21 protein-coding genes and 1 pseudogene are annotated in these 21,690 nt (G+C 70.5%); 19 read left to right on the top strand and 3 right to left on the bottom strand.

All coding sequences use genetic code 11. The features are described 5' to 3' along the window. Window positions 1-2: 2 nt before the first annotated feature. The gene (locus tag E1202_RS26675; protein ID WP_132685981.1) at window positions 3-512 is read right to left on the bottom strand and encodes a CHAP domain-containing protein; all 510 of its coding nucleotides are present in this window, start codon (window positions 510-512) and stop codon (window positions 3-5) included. Window positions 513-772: 260 nt separating this feature from the next. Between E1202_RS26675 and E1202_RS26670 the strand changes: the two genes are divergently transcribed. From E1202_RS26670 to E1202_RS32410, 12 genes and pseudogenes are all read left to right on the top strand, one after another. Continuing rightward, a complete protein-coding gene (locus E1202_RS26670) occupies window positions 773-2,419 on the top strand; it encodes a UDP-N-acetylmuramoyl-L-alanyl-D-glutamate--2,6-diaminopimelate ligase (RefSeq protein WP_132685992.1) in 1,647 nt (548 codons plus the stop codon). Between the two features lie 94 nt (window positions 2,420-2,513). Then, complete coding sequence (locus E1202_RS26665) at window positions 2,514-3,986, top strand: UDP-N-acetylmuramoyl-tripeptide--D-alanyl-D-alanine ligase (RefSeq protein ID WP_132685979.1); 1,473 nt, start codon at window positions 2,514-2,516, stop codon at window positions 3,984-3,986. Beyond that, a complete protein-coding gene (mraY, locus tag E1202_RS26660) occupies window positions 3,983-5,050 on the top strand; it encodes a phospho-N-acetylmuramoyl-pentapeptide-transferase (protein WP_132685978.1) in 1,068 nt (355 codons plus the stop codon). Before E1202_RS26665 ends, mraY begins: the two co-directional genes overlap by 4 nt. Window positions 5,051-5,186: 136 nt before the next feature. Next, on the top strand, window positions 5,187-6,581 hold the full coding sequence (murD, locus tag E1202_RS26655) for a UDP-N-acetylmuramoyl-L-alanine--D-glutamate ligase (protein WP_207918933.1): 1,395 nt from the start codon (window positions 5,187-5,189) through the stop codon (window positions 6,579-6,581). A gap of 4 nt (window positions 6,582-6,585) precedes the next feature. Continuing rightward, window positions 6,586-8,007 (top strand): putative lipid II flippase FtsW, encoded by a 1,422-nt coding sequence (ftsW, locus tag E1202_RS26650; protein WP_132685976.1) that lies wholly within the window; start codon window positions 6,586-6,588, stop codon window positions 8,005-8,007. A gap of 53 nt (window positions 8,008-8,060) precedes the next feature. Beyond that, window positions 8,061-9,152 carry an undecaprenyldiphospho-muramoylpentapeptide beta-N-acetylglucosaminyltransferase gene (murG, locus tag E1202_RS26645; RefSeq protein ID WP_132685989.1) on the top strand — a complete coding sequence of 364 codons (1,092 nt, stop codon included), beginning with the start codon at window positions 8,061-8,063 and terminating at the stop codon, window positions 9,150-9,152. Continuing rightward, window positions 9,149-10,606, top strand: coding sequence for a UDP-N-acetylmuramate--L-alanine ligase (murC, locus tag E1202_RS26640; RefSeq protein ID WP_132685974.1), 1,458 nt, complete (start codon window positions 9,149-9,151; stop codon window positions 10,604-10,606). Before murG ends, murC begins: the two co-directional genes overlap by 4 nt. Continuing rightward, complete coding sequence (locus E1202_RS26635; protein WP_132685972.1) at window positions 10,603-11,328, top strand: cell division protein FtsQ/DivIB; 726 nt, start codon at window positions 10,603-10,605, stop codon at window positions 11,326-11,328. The genes murC and E1202_RS26635 overlap by 4 nt, the downstream gene beginning before the upstream one ends. Window positions 11,329-11,387: 59 nt before the next feature. Next, a complete protein-coding gene (locus tag E1202_RS26630; RefSeq protein ID WP_235879035.1) occupies window positions 11,388-12,620 on the top strand; it encodes a nitric oxide synthase oxygenase in 1,233 nt (410 codons plus the stop codon). A gap of 135 nt (window positions 12,621-12,755) precedes the next feature. After that, entirely contained in the window at window positions 12,756-13,214 is a 459-nt protein-coding gene (locus E1202_RS33045; RefSeq protein ID WP_408007405.1) for a helix-turn-helix domain-containing protein, read from the top strand. After that, window positions 13,166-13,363: pseudogene (locus E1202_RS32865) on the top strand (RNA-guided endonuclease TnpB family protein); the annotation flags it as partial. The gene E1202_RS33045 and the pseudogene E1202_RS32865, both read left to right, overlap by 49 nt. A 5-nt stretch (window positions 13,364-13,368) precedes the next feature. Beyond that, complete coding sequence (locus tag E1202_RS32410; RefSeq protein WP_235879036.1) at window positions 13,369-13,920, top strand: RNA-guided endonuclease InsQ/TnpB family protein; 552 nt, start codon at window positions 13,369-13,371, stop codon at window positions 13,918-13,920. 123 nt (window positions 13,921-14,043) lie between these two features. Here the strand turns inward: E1202_RS32410 and E1202_RS33040 are convergent, their stop codons facing one another. Continuing rightward, window positions 14,044-14,271 (bottom strand): FitA-like ribbon-helix-helix domain-containing protein, encoded by a 228-nt coding sequence (locus tag E1202_RS33040; protein ID WP_408007403.1) that lies wholly within the window; start codon window positions 14,269-14,271, stop codon window positions 14,044-14,046. A gap of 95 nt (window positions 14,272-14,366) precedes the next feature. On the opposite strand from E1202_RS33040, the gene E1202_RS26620 reads away from it, so the two are divergent. Continuing rightward, window positions 14,367-15,329 carry a helix-turn-helix transcriptional regulator gene (locus E1202_RS26620; protein ID WP_132685971.1) on the top strand — a complete coding sequence of 321 codons (963 nt, stop codon included), beginning with the start codon at window positions 14,367-14,369 and terminating at the stop codon, window positions 15,327-15,329. Here the strand turns inward: E1202_RS26620 and E1202_RS26615 are convergent. After that, on the bottom strand, window positions 15,320-16,237 hold the full coding sequence (locus tag E1202_RS26615; protein ID WP_132685969.1) for an SDR family oxidoreductase: 918 nt from the start codon (window positions 16,235-16,237) through the stop codon (window positions 15,320-15,322). The two genes, E1202_RS26620 and E1202_RS26615, sit on opposite strands and share 10 nt — an antisense overlap. Before the next feature lie 490 nt (window positions 16,238-16,727). Here E1202_RS26615 and ftsZ point away from each other — a divergent pair, with 490 nt between their 5' ends. The 6 genes from ftsZ to wag31 all read left to right on the top strand — a co-directional run bounded on the left by ftsZ (window position 16,728) and on the right by wag31 (window position 21,618). Next, window positions 16,728-18,170: a cell division protein FtsZ gene (gene ftsZ, locus E1202_RS26610; RefSeq protein ID WP_132685967.1), complete on the top strand. Its 1,443-nt coding sequence runs from the start codon at window positions 16,728-16,730 to the stop codon at window positions 18,168-18,170. 73 nt (window positions 18,171-18,243) lie between these two features. Further along, complete coding sequence (gene pgeF / locus E1202_RS26605) at window positions 18,244-18,957, top strand: peptidoglycan editing factor PgeF (protein WP_132685965.1); 714 nt, start codon at window positions 18,244-18,246, stop codon at window positions 18,955-18,957. Next, window positions 18,954-19,688, top strand: coding sequence for a YggS family pyridoxal phosphate-dependent enzyme (locus E1202_RS26600; RefSeq protein WP_132685963.1), 735 nt, complete (start codon window positions 18,954-18,956; stop codon window positions 19,686-19,688). The genes pgeF and E1202_RS26600 overlap by 4 nt, the downstream gene beginning before the upstream one ends. Window positions 19,689-19,759: 71 nt before the next feature. Further along, window positions 19,760-20,416, top strand: coding sequence for a cell division protein SepF (locus E1202_RS26595; protein ID WP_132685962.1), 657 nt, complete (start codon window positions 19,760-19,762; stop codon window positions 20,414-20,416). Window positions 20,417-20,436: 20 nt separating this feature from the next. Beyond that, a complete protein-coding gene (locus tag E1202_RS26590; RefSeq protein WP_093413156.1) occupies window positions 20,437-20,724 on the top strand; it encodes a YggT family protein in 288 nt (95 codons plus the stop codon). 51 nt (window positions 20,725-20,775) lie between these two features. Further along, the gene (wag31, locus tag E1202_RS26585; protein WP_132675130.1) at window positions 20,776-21,618 is read left to right on the top strand and encodes a DivIVA-like cell division protein Wag31; all 843 of its coding nucleotides are present in this window, start codon (window positions 20,776-20,778) and stop codon (window positions 21,616-21,618) included. The last annotated feature ends 72 nt before the right edge of the window (window positions 21,619-21,690 follow it).

Below are 21,690 nucleotides of genomic sequence, written 5' to 3'. Positions count from 1 at the left end.
GGTCAGAGGCCGGCGGGGACCTGCGGGTCGCTCCAGCCGAGGTAGTTGGCGAAGTAGGAGGTGCTGTCGGCGTGGCCGATGGCGCCGTTGACGCTGCTGCTGTGGAAGCCGCCGTTGCCGTCGGCGATGCCGACGTGGCCGTACTGGCTGATGTTCCAGTAGACGAAGGCGCCGGCCGGGGGAGTGGAGCCGTCGGTGTGGGCCTTGCCCGCGGCGACCGCGCCGTTCCAGTGGTCGATGGCGGAGGGCCAGACGCCGGTGACGCCCCAGGCGTTCTCGGCGGCCATCTCGCACATGCCCTCGTAGGACGTGTCTCCCGCGCGGGCCTCGAACCACTCGACGGCGCCCTGGGCGGTGCCGTCGCCGGCGTCGAACGGGGTGACGGCGGCCGGGGCGGTGGGTTCGGCGGCCGGCGCGGGCGCGGCCAGGGCGGTCTGGGCGGTCAGCGGGGCGAGGATCAGGGCGGCGGCGAGACCGGTGGCGGCCGCGCGGCCAAGAAGATGGTTTCTCACTACTTCCTCCACAGACTGGAAAATCTCCAACGGGCATCGGAACGTTATAGGTCCGGAATGTCGTGAGCCAGGGGTGCGTCGACTTCTCGCCACGGCACCCGCCCCCGCCGAAAACGGACAACCCGCCCCGCCTCCGTCACGCTTCGGAACGGGCGTGCACGGGGCGTCGAAACGCGCGCCACGAACCGCGCAACGCCCGGAGCGCCACTGCTCGTTTCGGCGCAGCGGTCGTGCGGCCGAACGGGTGGGCGACCATGGAGATGCGGCCGACGGTGGTACCGGTAGCCTTGCGCGACGTGCCTTCCGCGGTCGCGACTGCCCCGCCTCGACCCACCCGCGTCGAGCCGGTGCAGATCAACAAGCTCGCCGATGAAATCGGCGCGCGCGTGGTGCGCGTACCTGGTCAGCCCGCCTTCGAAACGGCGGTCACCGGTGCCACACTCCGCGCTCAACACGTGCGTCCCGGCGACCTCTTCGCCGCCCTACCCGGCATCCGCGTGCACGGCGCCGACTTCGCCGAGCAGGCGCTCGACGCGGGCGCGCACGCGGTGCTCACCGACGCCGACGGAATCCTCCGCGCGAACCTGACCGAGCATCCCGCGGTCCGCGAGGGACGCGTGGTGCTGCTGGAGCACGACGACCCGCGCGGCGTCCTCGGGAGGGCATCGGCGCTGATCTACGGGGACCCGTCCAGCAAGCTCAAGATCCTCGGCGTCACCGGCACCTCCGGCAAGACGACCACCAGCTACCTGCTGGAATCCGCGCTCAACGCCGCCGGCCTCACCACCGGCCAGATCGGCACCGTGGAGACCCGGATCGCCGGTGAGCGCCTGGACAGCGCGTTCACCACCCCCGAGGCTCCCGACCTGCAGGCGCTGCTGGCGGTGATGGTCGAGCACGACGTGACCACGGTCGCCATGGAGGTCTCCAGCCACGCGCTGGCCATGGGCCGCGTGTCGGGCACCCGCTTCGCCGTCGGGGCCTTCACCAACCTCTCCCAGGACCACCTGGACTTCCACCGCGACCTGGAGGACTACTTCCAGGCCAAGGCGCTGCTCTTCGACGGTCGCGCCGACCACGAGGTCGTCTGCGTGGACGGCGACTGGGGTCGCAGGCTGGTCACCTCCGGCACGGTCACCGTCGCCACCGAGAGCACCGACGCCGACTGGACCGCCACCGACGTCACCGCCTACCCGACCGGCGAGCAGACCTTCACCGCGCACGGGCCCGGCGGCATCGAGATGCCGATCCGGCTGCGCCTGCCCGGCCCGTTCAACGTCGCGAACGCGCTGCTGGCGATCGGTGTGCTGCACGCCGCCGAGGTGCCGCTGGCCGCGATCGAGAAGGGCCTGGCCGAGGTCGACGTGCCCGGCCGGATGGAGCGTGTCGCGCTGGGGCAGGACTTCACCGCTGTGGTGGACTACTCGCACAAACCCGGTGCGGTTTCGGCCGTGCTGGACGCCGCGCGAGCGCAGGTCGACGGTGACGTCATCGTCGTGCTCGGCTGCGGAGGCGACCGGGACACCGCCAAGCGCCCGCTGATGGGCGAGGCCGCCGCACGGCGGTCGGAACTGCTGATCGTCACCGACGACAATCCGCGGAGCGAGGACCCGGCCGACATCCGGGCCGCGATGCTGGCGGGGGCCCAGGAGGTCCCCACCGGCGAGCGTGGTGAGGTGATCGAGATCGGCGACCGCCGAGCGGCCATCGTCGCGGCGGTCGAACGTGCCAAGCCCGGCGACATCGTCGTCGTCGCGGGCAAGGGCCACGAGACAGGACAGGATGTGGCGGGCGTGGTGCACCCCTTCTCGGACCGGGAGGAGCTGGCCGCCGCGCTGCGCCATAGGCTTGGCCACGACGAAGAAACCCAAGATCGTCGGGGGCGGGACACGACAGCGGGCGCGTGAGCGCCGAGACGCTGGCGAAGCAGCAGATCAGGAGGCCGGGTGACAACCCGGTCTGCCGGACGCGGATGTCCCGCAAGAACACCGAGGAGGCAGGTTGATCCGGCTCAGCCTTGCTGACATCGCTTCGGCGGTGGACGGCAGGCTTCACCGTGCGGAAGGTTCGGAGATCGTCAGCGCCGGGGTCGAGTTCGACTCGCGCAAGATCACCGACGGCGGGCTTTTCGTGGCCGTGCCGGGAGAACGCGTCGACGGGCACGACTTCGCCGCGCAGGCCATCACCGACGGCGCGACCGGCGTGCTCGCCGCGCGCGAGGTGGACGCCCCCGCAGTGCTGGTGCCGACGGTGCCGGTCGAGGAGCGCTCCAGCGCGATGGCGCTGGCGGGCGACACCGACGGCACCGGAGCGGCCGTGCTGGCCGGGCTGGCGAAGCTGGCCCGCCACGTCATCGACCGGCTGCCGGAGCTCGCCGTCGTCGGCGTGACCGGCTCGTCCGGCAAGACGTCCACCAAGGACCTGATCGCGCAGCTGCTGGCCCCGATGGGGCCGACGGTCGCGCCGCCCGGCTCGTTCAACAACGAGCTCGGACACCCGTGGACGGTGCTGCGCGCCGACGAGCAGACCCGGCACCTCGTGCTGGAGCTGTCGGCCCGCGGTGTCGGCCACATCGCGAACCTCTGCGAGGTCGCCCCGCCGCGCATCGGCGTGGTCCTCAACGTCGGCCACGCGCACCTCGGCGAGTTCGGCTCGCAAGAGGCGGTCGCGCAGGCCAAGGGCGAGCTCGTCGAGTCGCTGCCCGCCGACGGGGTCGCGGTGCTCAACGCCGACGACCCGCTGGTCGCGGCGATGGCCGAGCGCACCCGGGCGCGGGTGGTCTTCGTCGGCGAGTCCCCGAACGCGCACGTGCGCGCCGAGGACGTCGAGGTCGACGAGCTCGCGCGACCGACGTTCACGCTGGTCACCGAGGCCGGTAAGGAACGGGTGACGCTGCCGCTGTTCGGCGAGCACCACGTCGGCAACGCCTTGTCGGCCGCCGCCGTGGCGCTGGAGCTGGGCGCGACGCTGCCGCAGGTCGCCGAGCGGCTGGGCTCGATCCAGCGCGTCTCCGCGCGCCGCATGGAGGTCGCCGAGACCCCCAACGGCGTCACCGTGGTCAACGACGCCTACAACGCCAACCCCGAGTCGGTGCGCGCCGCGCTGAAGACGCTGGCCGCGATGACCAGGGGCCGCCCCGCGCGGGCGTGGGCCGTGCTCGGGCCGATGGCCGAGCTCGGTGACGCCGACGTGGAGGCGCATGACGAGATCGGGCGGCTGGCCGTCCGGCTGAACATCGACCGGCTCGTGGTGGTCGGCGAACAGGCCCAGGCGATGCACCAGGCCGCATCGCTGGAGGGGTCGTGGGGAGAGGAATCGGTGCTCGTTGCGGACATCGACGAGGCCGTCGCGCTCCTGCGCGCCGAGCTGCGTCCGGGTGATGTGGTCTTGACCAAGGCGTCCAACTCGGCCGGGCTGTGGCGAGTCGCGGAAGCCTTGTTCGCCGATGGCGGTAATGGAGAGCAGCAGCAGTGAAGCCGATTCTGATTTCCGCCGCGGTGGCGCTGGTGGTCTCGATCCTGTTCACGCCCTACCTGATCCGGGTGTTCTCCCGGCAGGGCTTCGGCCAGGAGATCCGCGAAGAGGTGCAGGGCCAGCACGCCGCCAAGCGCGGCACGCCGACGATGGGCGGCATGGCCATCCTGGTCGCGATGTGGTGCGGCTACCTGGTCACCCACCTGGTGATGGGCGAGCCGCCCACGGCCACCGGGCTGCTGGTGCTGGGGCTGACCACGGCACTGGGCATCGTCGGGTTCCTCGACGACTTCATCAAGATCCGCAAGCAGCGGAACCTGGGTCTGAACAAGACCGCGAAGCTCGTCGGCCAGCTGGTCGCCTCGGTGCTGTTCGCGATCCTGGCCATCCAGTTCCCGAACCAGAACGACGTCACCCCGGCGTCGGTGGACCTGTCGTTCCTGCGGGACATCACGGTGATCTCGTTCGGCGCGGTCGGGTTCGTGATCTTCGCCTACATCGCGATCAGCGGCTGGTCCAACGCGGTCAACTTCACCGACGGCATGGACGGCCTGGCCGGTGGCACGGCGGCGATGGTGCTGGCGACCTACGTGCTCATCGCGTTCTGGCAGCTGCGCAACGATTGCTTCGGCGCCGGCCCGGCCCCGGGCTGCTACACCGTGCGGGACCCGCTGGACATCGCGGTGGTCGCGGCGGCGGCGATGGCCGCCTGCGTCGGGTTCCTGTGGTGGAACGCCGCGCCCGCGAAGATCTTCATGGGTGACACCGGCTCACTGGCGCTGGGCGGTCTGCTGGCGGGCCTGTCGATGGTGACGCGCACCGAACTGCTGATGATCATCATCGGTGGCGTGTTCGTCGTCGAGGCGCTGTCGGTGGTGCTGCAGATCGTGGTGTTCCGCACGACCCGCCGACGGCTGTTCCGGATGGCCCCGTTCCACCACCACTTCGAGCTGGCGGGCTGGGCCGAGACCACGGTCATCATCCGGTTCTGGGTGCTGGCGGGCATCAGCTGCATGTTCGGCGTGGGGCTCTTCTACGCCGACTGGCTGGCGCTGGCCAGGTAGGGATCTCTTTGCGGTCGGCCCGCTCGGCGGTGCGGGTAGCGGAACCTGAGCGGCCGGTGCCAGTGCCTAGGGTGAGCTGGAGCGGTTTCCCGCTCGAAGACGATGAATCGCGCAGACAAGGCAGGGAGGCGGGGCCGTGAGCCGGTACCGAGGGTTGCGGGTGCTGGTCGCCGGTGCCGGGGTGTCCGGGCGGTCGGCGGCGGAAGCGCTGCTGGCGGCGGGCGCCGAGGTGGCGGTCACCGACGGCTCGGCGGACCGGCTCGCCGCGCTCGCCTCGCTGGAATCCCAGGGCGCGCAGCTCGTTCCCGGGCTCAGCACTCCTCCGGAGGGCACCGACCTGGTGGTCACCAGCCCCGGCTGGCGTCCCGACGCGCCGCTGCCCGCAGCGGCCGCCGCCGGCGGGATCGAGGTGATCGGTGAGGTCGAGCTCGCCTGGTGGCTGGACCAGGAGCGGCCCGAAGGCCCCGCGACGTGGCTCGCGGTGACCGGCACGAACGGCAAGACGACCACGGTGAGCATGCTGGAGTCGATCCTGCGCGCCGCCGGTGCCGACGTCGTGGCCTGCGGGAACGTGGGCCTGCCCGTGGTGGACGCGGTGCGCGCGGGGCACCGGGTGCTGGCGGTGGAGCTCTCCAGCTTCCAGCTGCACTGGCAGCGGGCGTTGCGCCCGAAGGCCGGTGCGGTGCTCAACCTCGCCGACGACCACCTCGACTGGCACGGCTCGCTGGAGTCCTACGGCGAAGCGAAGGCGAAGGTGTTCGCGGGCAACGACGTCGCGGTGTTCAACGCCGACGACGAGTGGTCCACCCGCCTCGTCGAGGCCGCCGGGGGACGGCGCGCGTCGTTCACCCTCGGCGTCCCGCAGGACGGTCAGCTCGGCGTCGACGAGGACCGGCTGGTCGACCGCGCTTTCGGCGAGGGCGTGGAACTCGCCCTGCTGTCCGAGGTCCGCCCGGCGGGCCCGCACAACGTGGCGAACGCGCTGGCCGCGGCGGCGCTGGCCCGCGCGCACGGCGTCGACCCGGCGGCGGTCGCGGAGGGCCTGCGCGGCTTCGAGCCCGGAGCGCACCGCTCGGTGCTCATCGCCGAAGCCGATGGTGTGTCCTATGTGGACGACTCCAAGGCCACCAACCCGCACGCCGCCGACGCCGCCCTGCGCGCCCACGACTCCGTCGTGTGGATCGCAGGAGGCCTGCTCAAGGGCGCCGACGTCGACGAGCTGGTCCGCGCCAACGCCGGACGGCTCGCGACCGCGGTGCTGATCGGCCGCGACCGGGGCGAGTTCTCCGCCGCACTCGGCCGACACGCCCCGGATGTGCCCGTGCACGAGGTCGCATCGGGGGACGATGCGGGCATGCTCGAAGCGGTTCGCCTGGCGCACGGCAGCGCGCGGCCCGGCTCGGTGGTGCTGCTCGCACCCGCGGCAGCGTCGATGGACATGTTCACCGACTACGCCCACCGCGGCAGGGCTTTCGCCGACGCGGTGCGCGACGTGCTGTCCGAAACCCCGGCGACGACGCGCGGCGGGTGATCCGGTGACCACCGCTGCGTCGAAGAGCGCTGCCGCGCGAGACCCCCGCAGGCGAGCCGGGGTGACGGTGCTGTCCACGCTGACGGCCTGGCTGACCCGCCCGCTGGCCTCGTTCCACCTGCTGCTGGCCGTCTTCGGCCTGCTCACGGTGTTCGGCCTGGTGATGGTGCTCTCGGCGTCCAGCGTCGACTCGTTCAACCGGGACGGCTCGTCCTACAGCGTGTTCGTCAAGCAGGTCATGTACTGCGGCGCCGGGCTCGTGCTGTTCTACATCGCGTTGCGCGCCCCGGTGCGCCTGCTGCGCCGCTACAGCCTCGGCATCCTGGCCTTCTGCCTCGGGCTCCTGGTGCTCGTGCTGATCCCCGGCGTGGGCACCGAGCTCAACGGCGCCCGCAGCTGGTTCTTCGTGGCCGGCGTGTCGTTCCAGCCCGTCGAGTTCGCCAAGATCGCCTTCGCCCTGTGGGGCGCGCACGTGCTGGTCACCAAGCGCGGCCTGATGACCCAGTACCGCCACCTGCTGGTGCCCGTGGTCCCCGCCGCGCTGCTGATGTTCACGCTCGTGATGATGCAGCCCGACCTCGGCTCGACGATCACGCTGTTCGTCGTGCTGCTGGCGCTGCTGTGGTTCGCCGGAGCTCCGCTGCGGCTGTTCCTCGTGATGGCGCTGGGCGCGGTCACCGGCGGCATCGTGCTGGCGATGATCGCCGAGTACCGGATGGCGCGGCTGACGTCCTTCCTCGACCCGGCCTCGGATCCCTCCGGCAACGGCTACCAGGCCATGCAGGCGCTGTTCGCGCTGGCCGACGGTGGGCTGATGGGCCGCGGCCTCGGCCAGGGCTGGTCGAAGTGGCAGTACCTGCCCAACGTGCACAACGACTACATCTTCGCGGTCATCGGCGAGGAGCTCGGGTTCATCGGCTGCGCCATAGTGCTGATGCTGTACGCCACCACGGCCTACGTGGGCATGCGCATCGCCTTCCGCAACACCGACCCGTTCATCCGGCTGGTCGCGGCGACCCTCACCACCTGGCTGGTCGGCCAGGCCGTGATCAACATCGGTTACGTGGTCGGCCTGCTGCCCACCACCGGCCTGCCGCTGCCGCTGATCTCCTCGGGCGGGTCCTCGGTGGTGACCAGCATGCTGGTGTTCGGCCTGCTCGCGAACTTCGCCCGGCACGAACCCGAAGCCATCGCCGCGCTACGGTCTCTGGGGCCGGGGCGGGTCGGCAAGCTGCTGCGACTGCCCACCCCGGCGCCCTACCGTCCGCCGGCGAGGCGGAAGACTTCCCGGCCCGTCCCCCGGACCCGGCCCGGTGCCAAGAGCTCCGGCGCGTCCGGAACGCGCCGGAGCGGAGCAGAACCCCGCGCACGTGGTGCGCGCAGCGGGCCCGGATCCCGGGCTCAGACACGAGGAGGACACCGTTGAGCGGGGATCAGACGGTCCGCATCCAGCGCCTGGGCGAACCGCAGGGCGCTGCGATGGGCATGCGCCGGCTGTCGGTGGTGGTCGCCGGAGGCGGCACCGCGGGGCACATCGAACCGGCCCTGGCGCTGGCCGACGCGGTACGACGCGTCCGCCCCGACGCCCAGATCACCGCGTTGGGCACCGAACGAGGTCTGGAGAACCGGCTCGTCCCGGCTCGTGGATATCCGCTCGAGCTGATCCCGCCGGTGCCCATGCCGCGCAAGCCCAACGCCGACCTGCTCAAGCTGCCGCTGAAGGTGCGCGAGTCGGTGCACCAGACCCGCGACGTGCTCGACAAGGTCGGCGCTCAGGTCGTCGTCGGCTTCGGCGGCTACGTCTCGCTGCCCGCCTACCTGGCCGCCCGCGGCCGGGTGCCGATCGTGGTGCACGAGGCCAACGCCCGCGCCGGACTCGCCAACAAGGTCGGCGCCAAGCTCGCCGCCCGCGTGCTCGCGGCGACGCCCGACAGCGGCCTGCCCGGCGCCCAGGCCATCGGCATCCCGCTGCGCGAGTCGATCACCCGGCTGGATCGCTGGAAGCTGCGGATGCAGGCCCGCCAGCACTTCGGGCTGCACCCGCACGCCCCGACCATCCTGGTCTTCGGCGGTTCGCAGGGCGCGCAGACGCTCAACACCGCCTTCTCCGGTGCCGCGCAGGCGCTCGGCCGCGCCGGCATCGGCGTGCTGCACGCGCACGGACCCAAGAACAGCGTCGCCATCCAGCAGGTCATGGGCGCGCCGATCTACCGGACCGTGCCGTACCTGGAGAAGATGGACCTCGCCTACGCCGCCGCCGACATGGTCGTGTGCCGATCCGGTGCGATGACCGTCGCCGAGGTCTCCGCCGTCGGCCTGCCCGCCGTGTTCGTGCCGCTGCCGCACGGCAACGGTGAGCAGGCGCTCAACGCTCAGCCGGTGGTCAGCGCCGGGGGAGCCGGGCTGATCGCCGACGCCGAGCTGACGCCGCAGCGGGTCATCGACGAGATCATCCCGATGGCGCTGGACGCGCAGCGGCTGCAGATGATGAGCCAGGCGACCCTGGGCAGCGGCCACCGCGAGGCCGACCAGGTGCTCGCCCGCATCGTGATGGAGGTGGCGGGTCAATGACCGCCGACATGGACCGACTGCTCGATCGGGTTCACCTGGTGGGCATCGGTGGGGCCGGGATGAGCGGCATCGCCCGCATCCTGCTCGCCCGCGGCCGCCAGGTCTCCGGCTCCGACGCGCGCGACTCGCGCACCGTCATGGCGCTGCGCGCCCAGGGCGCGAGCATCGGGATCGGGCACCACGCCGAGAACCTCGACCTGCTCGACCAGGAGCCGACGGCCGTGGTGGTCTCCACCGCGATCCGCCCGGACAACGCCGAGCTGGTCGCCGCGCAGGAGCGCGGCATCACCGTGCTGCGGCGGGCCGAGGCGCTGGCCGGGCTGATGTCCGACCACCGCGTCGCCTGCGTCGCGGGCACGCACGGCAAGACCTCGACGACCTCGATGCTCACCGTGGCGTTGCAGCACTGCCGGATCGATCCGTCGTTCGCCATCGGCGGCGACCTCAACGAGTCCGGCGCCAACGCGCACCACGGCGACGGCGGGGTCTTCGTCGCCGAGGCCGACGAGAGCGACGGATCGTTCCTGGTGTTCGCGCCGTCGGTCGCGGTGGTGACCAACGTCGAACCCGACCACCTGGACCACCACGGCACCGCCGAGGCCTACACCAAGGTCTTCGAGGACTTCATCAGCCGCATCGAACCGGGCGGCGTGCTCATCGTCTGCTCCGACGACCCCGGCGCGGAAGCCCTTGCGGCGCAGGCTGAATCCGCCGACGTGCGGGTCCGCCGCTACGGCGCGAACGCCACCGCCGACGGCGACGCCCGGCTGGCCGGCTACCACGCCACCCAAGGCGTCGGCGTGGTGTCGGTGGAGCTCGTGGGCGTGTCCGGCGAGCTGGTCGACGTGCAGGTCGCCGTCCCCGGCGAGCACATGGCCGGCAACGCCGTCGCGGCCCTGCTGGCCGGTCTGGAGCTCGGCGCCCCGCTGGAGGGGATGCTGGAAGGTCTGGCCGCGTTCGGCGGCGTGCGGCGCCGCTTCGAGTTCAAGGGTCGGGTCAACGGCATCCGCGTCTACGACGACTACGCCCACCACCCGACCGAGGTCTCCGCGCAGCTGCGCGCGGCCCGCCCGGTCGCCGGTGCGGGCCGGTTGGTCGTGGTGTTCCAGCCGCACCTGTTCTCCCGGACCGCGACCTTCGCCGCCGAGTTCGCCGAGGCCCTGGGCCTGGCCGACGAGGTCGTCGTGCTCGACGTCTACGGCGCGCGGGAGGACCCGCAGCCGGGCGTGACGGGCAAGCTGATCTCCGACGCGATCCCGCTGCCTGCCGAGAACGTGCACTTCGAGCCGTCCTTCACCGACGCGGGCCCGCGCGTCGCGGGCCTGGTGCGTCCCGGCGACCTGGTGCTGACCATGGGCGCGGGCGACGTGACGATGCTCGGCCCGGAGATCCTCGGTGAGCTCGACCGGGCCCTCGCTTCCGGCGGCAACGGCAACGGGGAGGACCACGGGTGACGGACCGGAGCGCGGCGGAGCGAGCGCGGCGCCGTCCGGTGCGCCGGAGCGCCCCGCCCGCTCCCGCCTGGCGGCGGTTCCTGCTGCCGGGCGTGCTGGCGGTGGCGACCATCGGCTTCCTGGTCATCTACTTCTCGCCGCTGCTGGGCGTCCGGACGGTGCGCGTGGAGGGCAACGACGGTCTGTCCTCCGACGCGGTGATCCAGGCCGCCGAGGTCGCCGAGGGCACCCCGATGCTGCGGGTGGATCCGGAGCGGATCCGGGAGCACCTGCGCGGTCTGCCGAAGGTCGCCGATGCGACGGCGGTGCTGGACTGGCCGTCGACGGTGATCATCCAGGTCACCGAGCGGACCCCGGCGGCGTACTTCCGCGCCACCGACGGGATCCGGGTGCTCGACGTGGCCGGGGTGCCGTTCGAGACGGTCGCCGGACCGCCCGCCGGCGTGCCGGAACTGCGCGCGCCCAAGGCCGCCGCCGACGACCCCACCACCCGCGCCGCGCTGTCGGTGCTGGTGGCGCTGCCGGTCCCGGTGCGGGGTGAGGTGACCGCGGTGCTGGCGCGCAGCCCCAGCGACGTGCGGCTGGAGCTCACCGGCGGACGCACCGTCGACTGGGGTTCGCTGAAGGACACCCAGCGCAAGGCGCTGATCCTGCCGCCGCTGCTGACCCGTCCCGGCAAGGTTTACGACGTTACGACACCCGCGCTGCCGACGGTCGCCTGAACGGCCGTCACCGAACGGCACCGGATCAAGATCGTTTCCGTCGCGCTAACGTGGGCGGCGTGTTCAGGGTGAGTGGTGAAGCGCCGGAGGCGGTCTTCTCCGGGGGATCAGGTGCGGCGGAGCGGACCCGCCGATTACGACCCGTCCCACCGCCACCCGCGCCGAGAGCCCCCGCGGTCGATCTCGCCGAGGCCGAGGAGTTCCTGCGGCTGTTCCACGCCGAGAACCAGGTCGAGGCCCCGATCCAGCAGCGGCTGGCGCGGATGCGCTACGAGGTCGAGACGACCGGCACCTACCGGCACACCCCCGACGAGCTCTCCTACGGCGCGAAGGTCGCCTGGCGCAACAGCGCCCGCTGCATCGGCCGGTTGTACTGGCGCAGCCTGAAGGTCCGCGACCTGCGCGACGTGCACACCGTCTCCGGTGTGGCCGCGCACTGCGTCGAGCACCTGCGGATGGCCACCAACGGCGGCAAGATCCGCCCGCTGATCAGCGTCTTCCCGCCGGAGACCCCGGCGCGGCCCGCGCCGCGGATCTGGAACGAGCAGCTCATCCGCTACGCCGGTTACCGCGGCCAGGACGGCAAGGTGCTCGGCGACCCGCGCTACGCGCGATTCACCGAGATCGTCACCGGTTTCGGCTGGCGAGCACCGGCCCGCCGCACCGGGTTCGACCCGCTGCCGCTGGTGGTGGAGACCCGCGAGGAGGGCGCGCACATGTTCGCGCTCCCCCCGGACGCGGTCCACGAGGTCCCGATGACCCACCCCGACCTGCCGTGGTTCGCCGAGCTCGGGCTGCGCTGGCACGCGGTTCCGGTCATCAGCAACATGCGGCTGAGCATCGGCGGCGTCTCGTACCCGGCCGCGCCGTTCAACGGCTGGTACATGGGCACCGAGATCGGTGCCCGCAACTTCGCCGACAACGACCGCTACAACCTCGTCCCGGTCGTCGCCGAGCGCCTGGGCCTGGACACCTCGCGCGAGGACACCCTGTGGCGGGACCGCGCGCTGGTCGAGCTCAACCGCGCCGTCCTGCACTCCTACCAGCAGGCCGGTGTGACGATCACCGATCACCACACCGAATCGCACCGGTTCCTCACCCACCTCGCGAAGGAGGAGTCGGCGGGGCGCAAGTGCCCGGTCGACTGGTCCTGGATCGTCCCGCCGATGTCGGGCGCCCAGACCCCGGTCTTCCACCGCTACTACGACACCGAAGCCCCGGGCCCGAACTACTACGCCGACGACGAGGCCACCCAACGCGCCCTCACCGGAGGCCCACCCCACTTCGCCTGAGTCTTCGGGCTTCAGCAGAGGCACGAGGGGTCCTTTCGCCCTAGTGCTCGCCATTGGTCTGCGTAGTGGTGACCGTAGTGGTGACGCAGAACGATGATCGCAGAGACTCTGGGCCCGTCTTGCTGACTGAGCGTTGTGGATACCCCAATTTCGCAGCAGTGGAAGACCGTTCGTGCGGTGTGTAGCGAAAGTGGTCCTCCTGCAACGAGACATCGATACGATAAATGCGTGAAGCTCCGGTACCAGTTCCGCTTGTACCCGACTCCTGGTCAGCAGGCGGCGCTGGCTCGGGCGTTCGGGTGCGCTCGAGTGGTCTTCAACGCCGCCATCGCCGTGTCGTCCGTGGTGCTGCAACAGGCACTGCGTGACGTGGATCGGGCGTACAGCAACTTCTTCGACTCGACCAGCGGGAAGCGCAAGGGGCGCAAGCCGGGGCACCGAGATTCAAGAGCCGACGTGATCGACGTCAGTCGATCCGGTTCACGGCCAATGCGAAGTTCACGATCACGCGTGGCGGGAAACCGCGATTGCAGAAGGTCGGTCATGTGCCGATCAAGCTGTCCCGCCCGTTGCCTTCCACCCCGTCGAGCGTGACCGTGATCAAGGGTGCGAGCGGGAGGTACTTCGCGTCGTTCGTCGTCGACGTCGAGTCCGAACCGACCGCTGTTGAGGCACCCAAGATAGGTGTTGATCTGGGTCTGAAGCACTTCGCAGTGTTGTCCGACGGCACCAAGATCGATGCTCCGAGATTTCTGCGCAAGGCAGAAGCGAAGCTCAAGCGGTTGCAGCGGGCCTCGCGCGTAAGAAGGAGGGATCGGCGAATCGGGAGAAGGTCAGGGTCAAGTTGGCACGCGCGCGTGCTCGAGTTGCCGACGCACGCCGGGACGTCCACCATCAACTCTCCACTCGGTTGATCCGCGAGAACCAAGCGATCGCGGTGGAGAACTCGTCGGTGTCGGGGCTGGCGCGTACGAGTCTGGCGAAGTCTGTTCTCGACGCTGGTTGGGCGTCGTTCACGGCCATGTTGGAGTACAAGGCTGCGCTCAACGGGCGACACTTCGTTCGAATCAGTCGGTTCGAACCCACCTCGCAGACCTGCTCGAACTGCGAGACCAAGGACGGCCGCAAGCCACTGCATGTGCGCATGTGGCAGTGCAAGGTCTGCGGGGTGTGGCTGGATAGGGATATCAACGCGGCGGTGAACGTCGCTAACGCCGCTGGACTGGCGGTGACAGCTTGTGGAGCGCAAGTAAGACCACCCGCAAGGGCGGCGAAGCGCGGTGAAGCAGGAACCCACTGAAGCGAGATGACGGCGCGCCCGTGCGTCGTCATCAGCGGTAGGAATCACCGGCGTTTAGGCTGGTGAGGAGGTCAATACGAGAATGTCACTTCGTGCCACGCTGGCTCGTTCGATTCCTCAGAGCTACTGGCTTGCGCTGAGGTGCGAGAGAGGCGAGGCAGTCTGGGGAGGTCGAGGTCGGCGAAGAGTGCGTGCCCGCTGCTTCGGAGGCTCTTCGCGGGTGCTGGCGATGTCAGGGGTTCCAATGATCTCCACGGCTTCGGCTTCCATCGTGTGGCCGTATCGAGCGGCTCCATCGCCGAGATGCTCGATCGTCTCGTCGTCCGGCCCGCGGATCGTCAAGACCGGCATGGTCCACTCCCGTGGAGCGCTGCTTCGTGCAATCAAGCTCGTGCGCGAAGTACGTTGCGAGCGGTTTTGTCGGTGGTTGGTCGTACGGTTGGGGGGTGCGGGCGGCTCGGTTGGTGTCGTTGTTGTGCTTGTTGCAGGTCCGGGGGTCGATGAACGGGCCTGAGCTGGCGCGCGAGCTGGAGGTCTCCGAGCGGACCGTGGCGCGCGACGTGCTGGCGCTTGCCGAGGCCGGGGTGCCGGTCTACGCCGAGCGCGGGCGCGGTGGCGGGTACCGGTTGCTCGGCGGCTACCGGTCGAAGCTCAACGGCCTGCACCGCGAGGAGGCCGAGGCGCTGTTCCTGTCCGGGGTGCCCGGGGCCGCGGTCGACATGGGGCTGGGCGAGGCGGTCGAGGCCGCCCGCTTGAAAGCGGCAGCGGCGCTGGCGCCGCCGTTCCAGGACGCGCCGCAACGGGTCGGTCAGCGGTTCCACCTCGACGCTCCCCGCTGGTTCCGCGAAGCCGAAACACCCGCTCTGCTGGCCGAAATCGGCCGCGCGGTGTGGCGCGACCTGAGCATCACCGTCGGCTACCAGCGCGGGGAACGCCTCGTCCGGCGCGAGCTCGAACCGCACGGTCTCGTCCTCAAAGCCGGTGTCTGGTACCTGGCCGCGCGCTGCGACGGGACGTTCCGGACCTACCGGGTCGACCGGTTTCGCGAGGTCAGAGAGGGGGAGGAGTTCGTCCGCGACGAGACCTTCGACCTCGCCGCGTTCTGGGACCGCACCGCCGAGGAGTTCTCCCGCTCGCTGCTCACCCTCGACGTCGAGGTCCGGCTCAGCCCCACCGGGCTCCGCCGGTTGCGCGGCACCGTCGACGGCCCGGCCGCCGCCGAAGCCGAGGCCGCCGCCGGAGAACCCGACGAGCACGGCTGGGTCCGCACCACGTTCCGGGCCGAATCGCTGCAGGTCGCGTTCTCCCAGATCCTCGCGCTCGGACCGGAAGCCGAGGTCCTGGCGCCGGAACCGCTGCGCCAGGACCTCGCGAGCGCCGCCGAGCGCTTCGCCGCGCTCTACCGGTAGTCGGCCGCGTCGCCCTCGCCGCCGCCCCACTCGACCTCCTGCACGAACCGCCAGGCGTCGGGCTGCGAGCCGTCGGTGTCGGTGAAGCCGTACTCCTTGGCCAGGAAGCCGCTGGACAGCGACCGGGTGTTCCAGCGCGCCACGTCCGCGTCGCCGGCCAGCGCCACCACCGCGCGGCCCACGTAGGCGGGGGATTCGGCGATCGCGAAACCCGGTGGGGCGGTGGTGGACTCGCGCCAGTTCTGCTCGGTGACCCCGAAGTGCTCCAGCATCATCTCCGAGCGCAGCCAGCCGGGCGTCAGCGACACCGCGGTGCCGCCCAGCGGCGCCAGCTCCTCGCCCTGCGCGCGGGCGAGCCGGTGCAACGCCGTCTTGGCGACGTCGAAGAACGCGCCGCACTCGCTGCGGTAGAACCGCTCGTTGACCTCGGCTGTGCCGTCGGTGAGCTCCACGACCAGTCCGCCCGCGCGCCTGCTCAGCAGGGCCAGCGCGAAGTGGCTGGTGATCATGTGCGCTTCGATGCCGGTGCGCAGCCGTTGCAGGCCCTTGGTCAGGTCCTGCTCCCAGATCGGTTTGTTCCAGTCCATCAGGTGCTCGCCGCCGAGGTCGTTGACCAGGACGTCCAGCCGCCCCTGCTCGGACTCCACCCGCCGCACCAGGTCCTGGACCTCGTCCGGGACGGTGTGGTCGACCCGGACCGCGATGCCCGTCCCGCCGGCGCGGGTGACCATCTCGGCGGTGTCCTCAATGGTCTCCGGGCGGTCGTAGTCCGAGCGCTGGGTCCGGGTCGTGCGCCCGGTGCAGTACACCGTCGCGCCCGCCGCGCCGAGCTCCACCGCGATCCCGCGGCCGGCTCCCCGCGTCGCCCCGGCGACCAACACGACCCTGTCTCGCAGATCCGCTGCCATGGCTTCCTTCCTGACGTCTCGTTGCCCGCGAGCGGAGACGGTCGCAGCCAATCCAGACACCTGCAGTCCGGTTTCCCCGGCGCTGTCCGCTGCGAAGAAGCCCGTTGTGGAATCGCGACTGCCTCGACCGGGTGAGCAGGTGGCCAGGTACGGTGTTCGTTGTGGTGATCACGTTCGCGGACGCGGTCATCGCAAGGGGAGGAACGAGAAACTGGGCTCGCTGCGGCAACGGGCGGACCCGCTGAGCAACACGGATGACGTCGGGCGGAAACGACGAGGTGCACAGCACAGAACTGCTGCTGCCGAAACCGGCGTGGCTGCTGGACTCAGGGGTGCGATCGCGCCTACGGTCCGGACCGGGCACGGGGTCGGATGCACGTCGAATCCCGCGCCGACGACCAGGGGGAGCCGCATCGGCGGCACCGGCTCAGCGGCCGTCCCGGCGGTCGATGCAGAGAGCACACCAGCCACGATCAGGAAGGCGGATCCGATGACGCCCCCGCACAACTATCTCGCGGTGATCAAAGTCGTCGGCATCGGTGGCGGCGGCGTCAACGCCGTGAACCGCATGATCGAGGTCGGGCTCAAAGGTGTTGAGTTCATCGCGGTGAACACCGACGCGCAGGCCCTGCTGATGTCCGATGCCGACGTCAAGCTCGACATCGGGCGTGAGCTCACTCGCGGTCTCGGTGCCGGCGCGGCGCCGGAGGTCGGTCACAAGGCCGCCGAGGATCACGCCGAGGAGATCGAAGAGGTCCTCAAGGGCGCCGACATGGTGTTCGTGACCGCCGGTGAAGGCGGTGGCACCGGAACCGGTGGCGCCCCGGTGGTCGCCAACATCGCGCGCAAGCTCGGTGCGCTGACCATCGGTGTGGTCACCCGGCCGTTCTCCTTCGAGGGCAAGCGCCGCGCGTCCCAGGCCGAACAGGGCATCAAGGAGCTGCGCGACTGCTGCGACACCCTGATCGTCATCCCGAACGACCGGCTGCTGCAGCTCGGCGACATCGGCGTGAGCCTGATGGACGCCTTCCGCTCGGCCGACGAGGTCCTGCTCTCCGGTGTCCAGGGCATCACCGACCTGATCACCACGCCGGGCCTGATCAACCTCGACTTCGCCGACGTCAAGAGCGTCATGTCCGGAGCGGGCAGCGCCTTGATGGGCATCGGCTCGGCGAGGGGTGATGGCAGAGCCGTCGAAGCCGCGCAGAAGGCGATCAACTCGCCGCTGCTGGAGGCGTCGATGGAAGGCGCCCACGGAGTGCTGCTGGCCATAGCGGGCGGTTCGGATCTCGGCCTGTTCGAGATCAACGAGTCGGCGTCGCTGGTCCAGGAGTCCGCGCACCCCGAGGCCAACATCATCTTCGGTACGGTCATCGACGACTCGCTCGGCGACGAGGTCCGGGTCACGGTGATCGCCGCCGGGTTCGACTCCGGCACGCCGACGCACAAGAAGCTCGAACCGACGCGTGTCGGCGGTCGCAGCGAGGAGGCCGAGGCTCCCGCGCCGAAGGCCGAGAAGCCCGCTGCGCCCGAGAGCACCGAGACCCAGCAGGCCCCGGCCCAGCCGAGCGCTCCGGCGCCCGCGCAGCCACCGGTTCAGCCGGTCCAGCAGTCGGCGCCCGCACCGGCCCCGGAGGCTCCGCAGACCGAGCAGCAGCCCCCGGCTCCGCAGCAGCCGACCACGCCGCAGCAGACCGGTTTTCAGCAGCAGAGCCCGCAGCCGAGCCAGCAGCAGAGCCCGCAGCCGCGGTCCTACGGCGGTGACGGTTCGACCACCGGGCAGCAGGGCGTGTCGGTGCCCGGTCGCCCCGGCAGCGGCTACCCGACGCACTCCACCGGCGCCTCGCGCCCCGGTGGGCTGCCGAACCGCGCCGTGCCGGTGGGTGATGACACCGACGACGACGTCGACATTCCGCCGTTCATGCGGCGCTGACGCATGAGCGAGAATCGACACCGGGGACCGCGGGTTCCCGGTGTCGATTTTTCTTTTTCAGGAGGCTGGGCAAGTGCGGATTCGGCGCGTGACCACCACGCGGGAGGGCGGTAGCTCCAAGGCGCCGTTCGACTCCTTCAACCTCGGCGGCAGGGTCGGCGACGCGCCGGAGGCGCTCGCGGCCAACACGCGCAAGCTGGCGGAGGGGATCGGCCTGCCCGAGGACCACCTCGTGTGGATGGAGCAGATCCACGGCCGCACCGCGACCGTCGTGGACGGCCCGCAGCCGGCGGCGGTGGAGGCCTCCGACGCGCTGGTGACGGCTCAGCCGGGACTCGCGCTGGTCGCCCTGACCGCTGACTGCGTCCCGGTGCTGCTGGGCGATCCCGAGGCCGGGGTGATCTCCGCGGTGCACGCCGGGCGCGTGGGCGCGCGCGTGGGAGTCCTTCCGGCGGCGCTGAAGTCGATGCGCGAGGCCGGTGCGCGGCTCGACAGGGTGGAGGCGCTGATCGGACCCGCGGCCTGCGGTGCCTGCTACGAGGTGCCGCCGGAGATGCAGGCCGATGTGGAGGAGCACCTGCCGGGCAGCGCCTGCAAGACCCGCAAGGGCACGACCGGGCTCGACCTGCGTGCCGGGTTGTTCGAGCAGCTCGCGCAGGTCGGCATCGCCAAGATCGGCGTCGACCCGCGCTGCACCGTGGAGACCCGGGAGCTGTTCAGCCACCGCCGCGACAACGGCAGGACGGGGCGCTTCGCCTCGGTGATCTGGATGGACGAGCAGTCGTGACGCCCGAAGAACGTCGCGCGGAGCTGGCCGAGTCGCTGGCGGAGGTCCGGGAGCGCTTGGCGAAGGCGTGCCACGCCGCCGGACGGTCTCCGGAGGAGGTCGAGCTGCTCGCTGTGACCAAGACCTTCCCCGCATCCGATGTGGCTCTTCTCTCCGATCTCGGGCTGTCGGCCTTCGCCGAGAACCGGGAGCAGGAGGCGCGCGGCAAGGTGGCGGAGTTCGCCGAGCTCCGGCCGCAGGCCGCGCGGCGCTGGCACATGGTCGGTCAGTTGCAGCGGAACAAGGCTCGCGCGGTCGCCCGCTGGGCGGATGTCGTCGAGTCGATCGACAGCGAACGGCTCGCCGAAGCGCTGTCCCGCGCGGTCGGCAACGTCCTCGAAACGGGCGAGCGGGAGCTCCCTTTGGACGTGTTGGTGCAGGTCAGCCTGGACGGAAGCACCGGAAGGGGCGGCTGCGCGCCGGAGGACGTTCCGCGACTCGCCGACATGATCACGCGAACGAGCGATCTTCGATTGCGGGGAGTGATGGCGGTGGCTCCGCTCGGCGGCGACGCTGCTGTGGCGTTCGACACACTTTCGTCGATCTCCGAGCGCTTGCGCGTTGATCACCCGGAAGCTGTGGACGTGTCGGCGGGGATGTCCGGTGACCTGGAAAGTGCTGTTGCCCACGGCTCGACCAGGGTGCGTGTCGGAACCGCGCTGCTCGGCGGGCGGCGGTTAATCTCGCCGTAGCCGTCAAAAGGGGGTCGAAGGCCGGCCACCTCGTGCTCGGTGTCAGGGAGCCGCAGAGGAAGGGCATGCCGATGAGCGCTCTGCACAAGTTGAAGGCCTACTTCGGCATGGTCCCGGCCGACGAGGTGGACGAGTACGAGGACGAGATCGGCTACCGCGAGCGGTACGACGATGATCGTCCTGCGTACGACTCCCGTCCGTCCTACAGCGACCGGGCCGCGTACGACGAAGACCGGGGAGCGCCCCGGCGCAGGTCGGCGGGCACCCGCGGCGGTTTTCAAGCCGACGCGGAGACCGAGTCCTACGCCGAGGAGTTCCGCGAGCCGCCGCGACCGCGGCGGCAGTGGGCGTCCGAGACGCCGTCGCGCAGCACTCTGCCCAACGATCAGCCGCGAAGTGACAGCGTTTCGCGTCTGCGGGCGGTGACCGACACAGGTACTCAGTTCAACTTGAGTAAGATCACAACTCTGCATCCGCGCAGCTACAGCGAAGCGCGGACCATCGGCGAGCAGTACCGAGACGGCACGCCGGTGATCATGAACCTGACCGAGATGGAGGAGGCCGACGCGAAGCGTCTGGTCGACTTCGCCGCAGGTCTGGCGTTCGCGATGCGGGGTTCGATCGAGAAGGTCACCAACCGGGTGTTCTTGCTCTCACCGCCGAACGTCGACGTCGCGGCGGAGGACAAGCGACGGCTAGCAGAGGGGGCCTTTTTCAACTACGGGTGAGTGGTGGCACAGTTGAAGGCGTGAACCCGGTGCAGATCGTCCTGTTCTACGTTCTGTTCTTCTTCTGGCTCCTGCTCACGGCGCGTATCGTGGTGGAACTCGTGAGAGTGTTCGCCCGCGATTGGCGACCCGTTGGGGGGGTTGCAATCGCGTTGGAGAGCATCTACACAGTGACCGACCCACCCGTAAAGTTGGTGCGTCGGGTGATTCCGACGGTCCGGATCGGCGGCGTCGGACTGGACCTATCGATTATGGTGCTGCTGCTGGTCGTGTTCATACTGATGCGACTGGTGCAACCGGCCGGGTGACGGGGAACCCGACCGACCCGCAGCTGCCGAAGGAGTGCGTGAGGTGATCTTGTGGGCCTGACCCCCGCCGACGTGCATAACGTCGCGTTCAGCAAACCTCCGATCGGCAAGCGGGGCTACAACGAGGACGAGGTGGATGCATTCCTCGACCTGGTTGAAGCCGAGCTTGCCCGGCTGGTTGAGGAGAACAACGACCTGCGTGGCCAGGTGGAGCAGCTGGAGTCCCAGCTGCAGTCGGCCCAGGTCGACCTGGACGACGCCCGTAGCCAGGCTGCGTCCGCTGCTGCCTCGACCCCAGCCGCCCCACCGGAGGAACCGCGCCGGCTCACCCCGGTCCCGGCGCCGACCGCTGCCGAGCAGACCTCTCCGGGCGGTGATCACCACGTGCAGGCCGCCAAGGTTCTGGGCCTCGCGCAGGAGATGGCTGACCGGCTGACCGGTGAGGCCAAGGCCGAGGCCGACGGCATGTTGTCCGAGGCCCGGACGAAGTCGGAGCAGCTGCTGTCGGAGGCTCGTTCGAAGTCCGACAGCATGGTCAACGAATCTCGGACCCGAGCCGAGACGATGCTCAACGACGCCCGAACCCGGGCGGAAACGCTTGAGCGGCAGGCGCGCGACAAGGCCGCCAGCCTGGAACGCGATGCGCAGCGCAAGCACGCTGAGGTGATGGGCAACATCACCAACGAGAAGAACGCCCTCGAGAAGAAGATCGAGACTCTCCGCACGTTCGAGCGCGAGTACCGCACTCGACTGCAGACCTACCTGGAGTCTCAGCTTCGCGAACTGCAGGACCGAGGCTCTGCCGCGCCAGCGGAGAGCAGCAGCAGCGGAAGCCGTTCGGGACAGCAGGCCACCAGCTACAGCTTCGGGGCCAGGGCGGCCGAAGCGGGCTGATTCCCCGTTCAAGACTTGGCGCACCGGCGGTGATGGGTCATGGCCCGTCACCGCCGGTGTCTGTCGAGAGGG

Origin of the sequence: Saccharopolyspora karakumensis, from assembly GCF_004349225.1 — a bacterium.
GTDB classification, from domain to species: Bacteria; Actinomycetota; Actinomycetes; order Mycobacteriales; family Pseudonocardiaceae; genus Saccharopolyspora; species Saccharopolyspora endophytica.
This window is presented reverse-complemented; position numbering and strand designations above follow the sequence as displayed.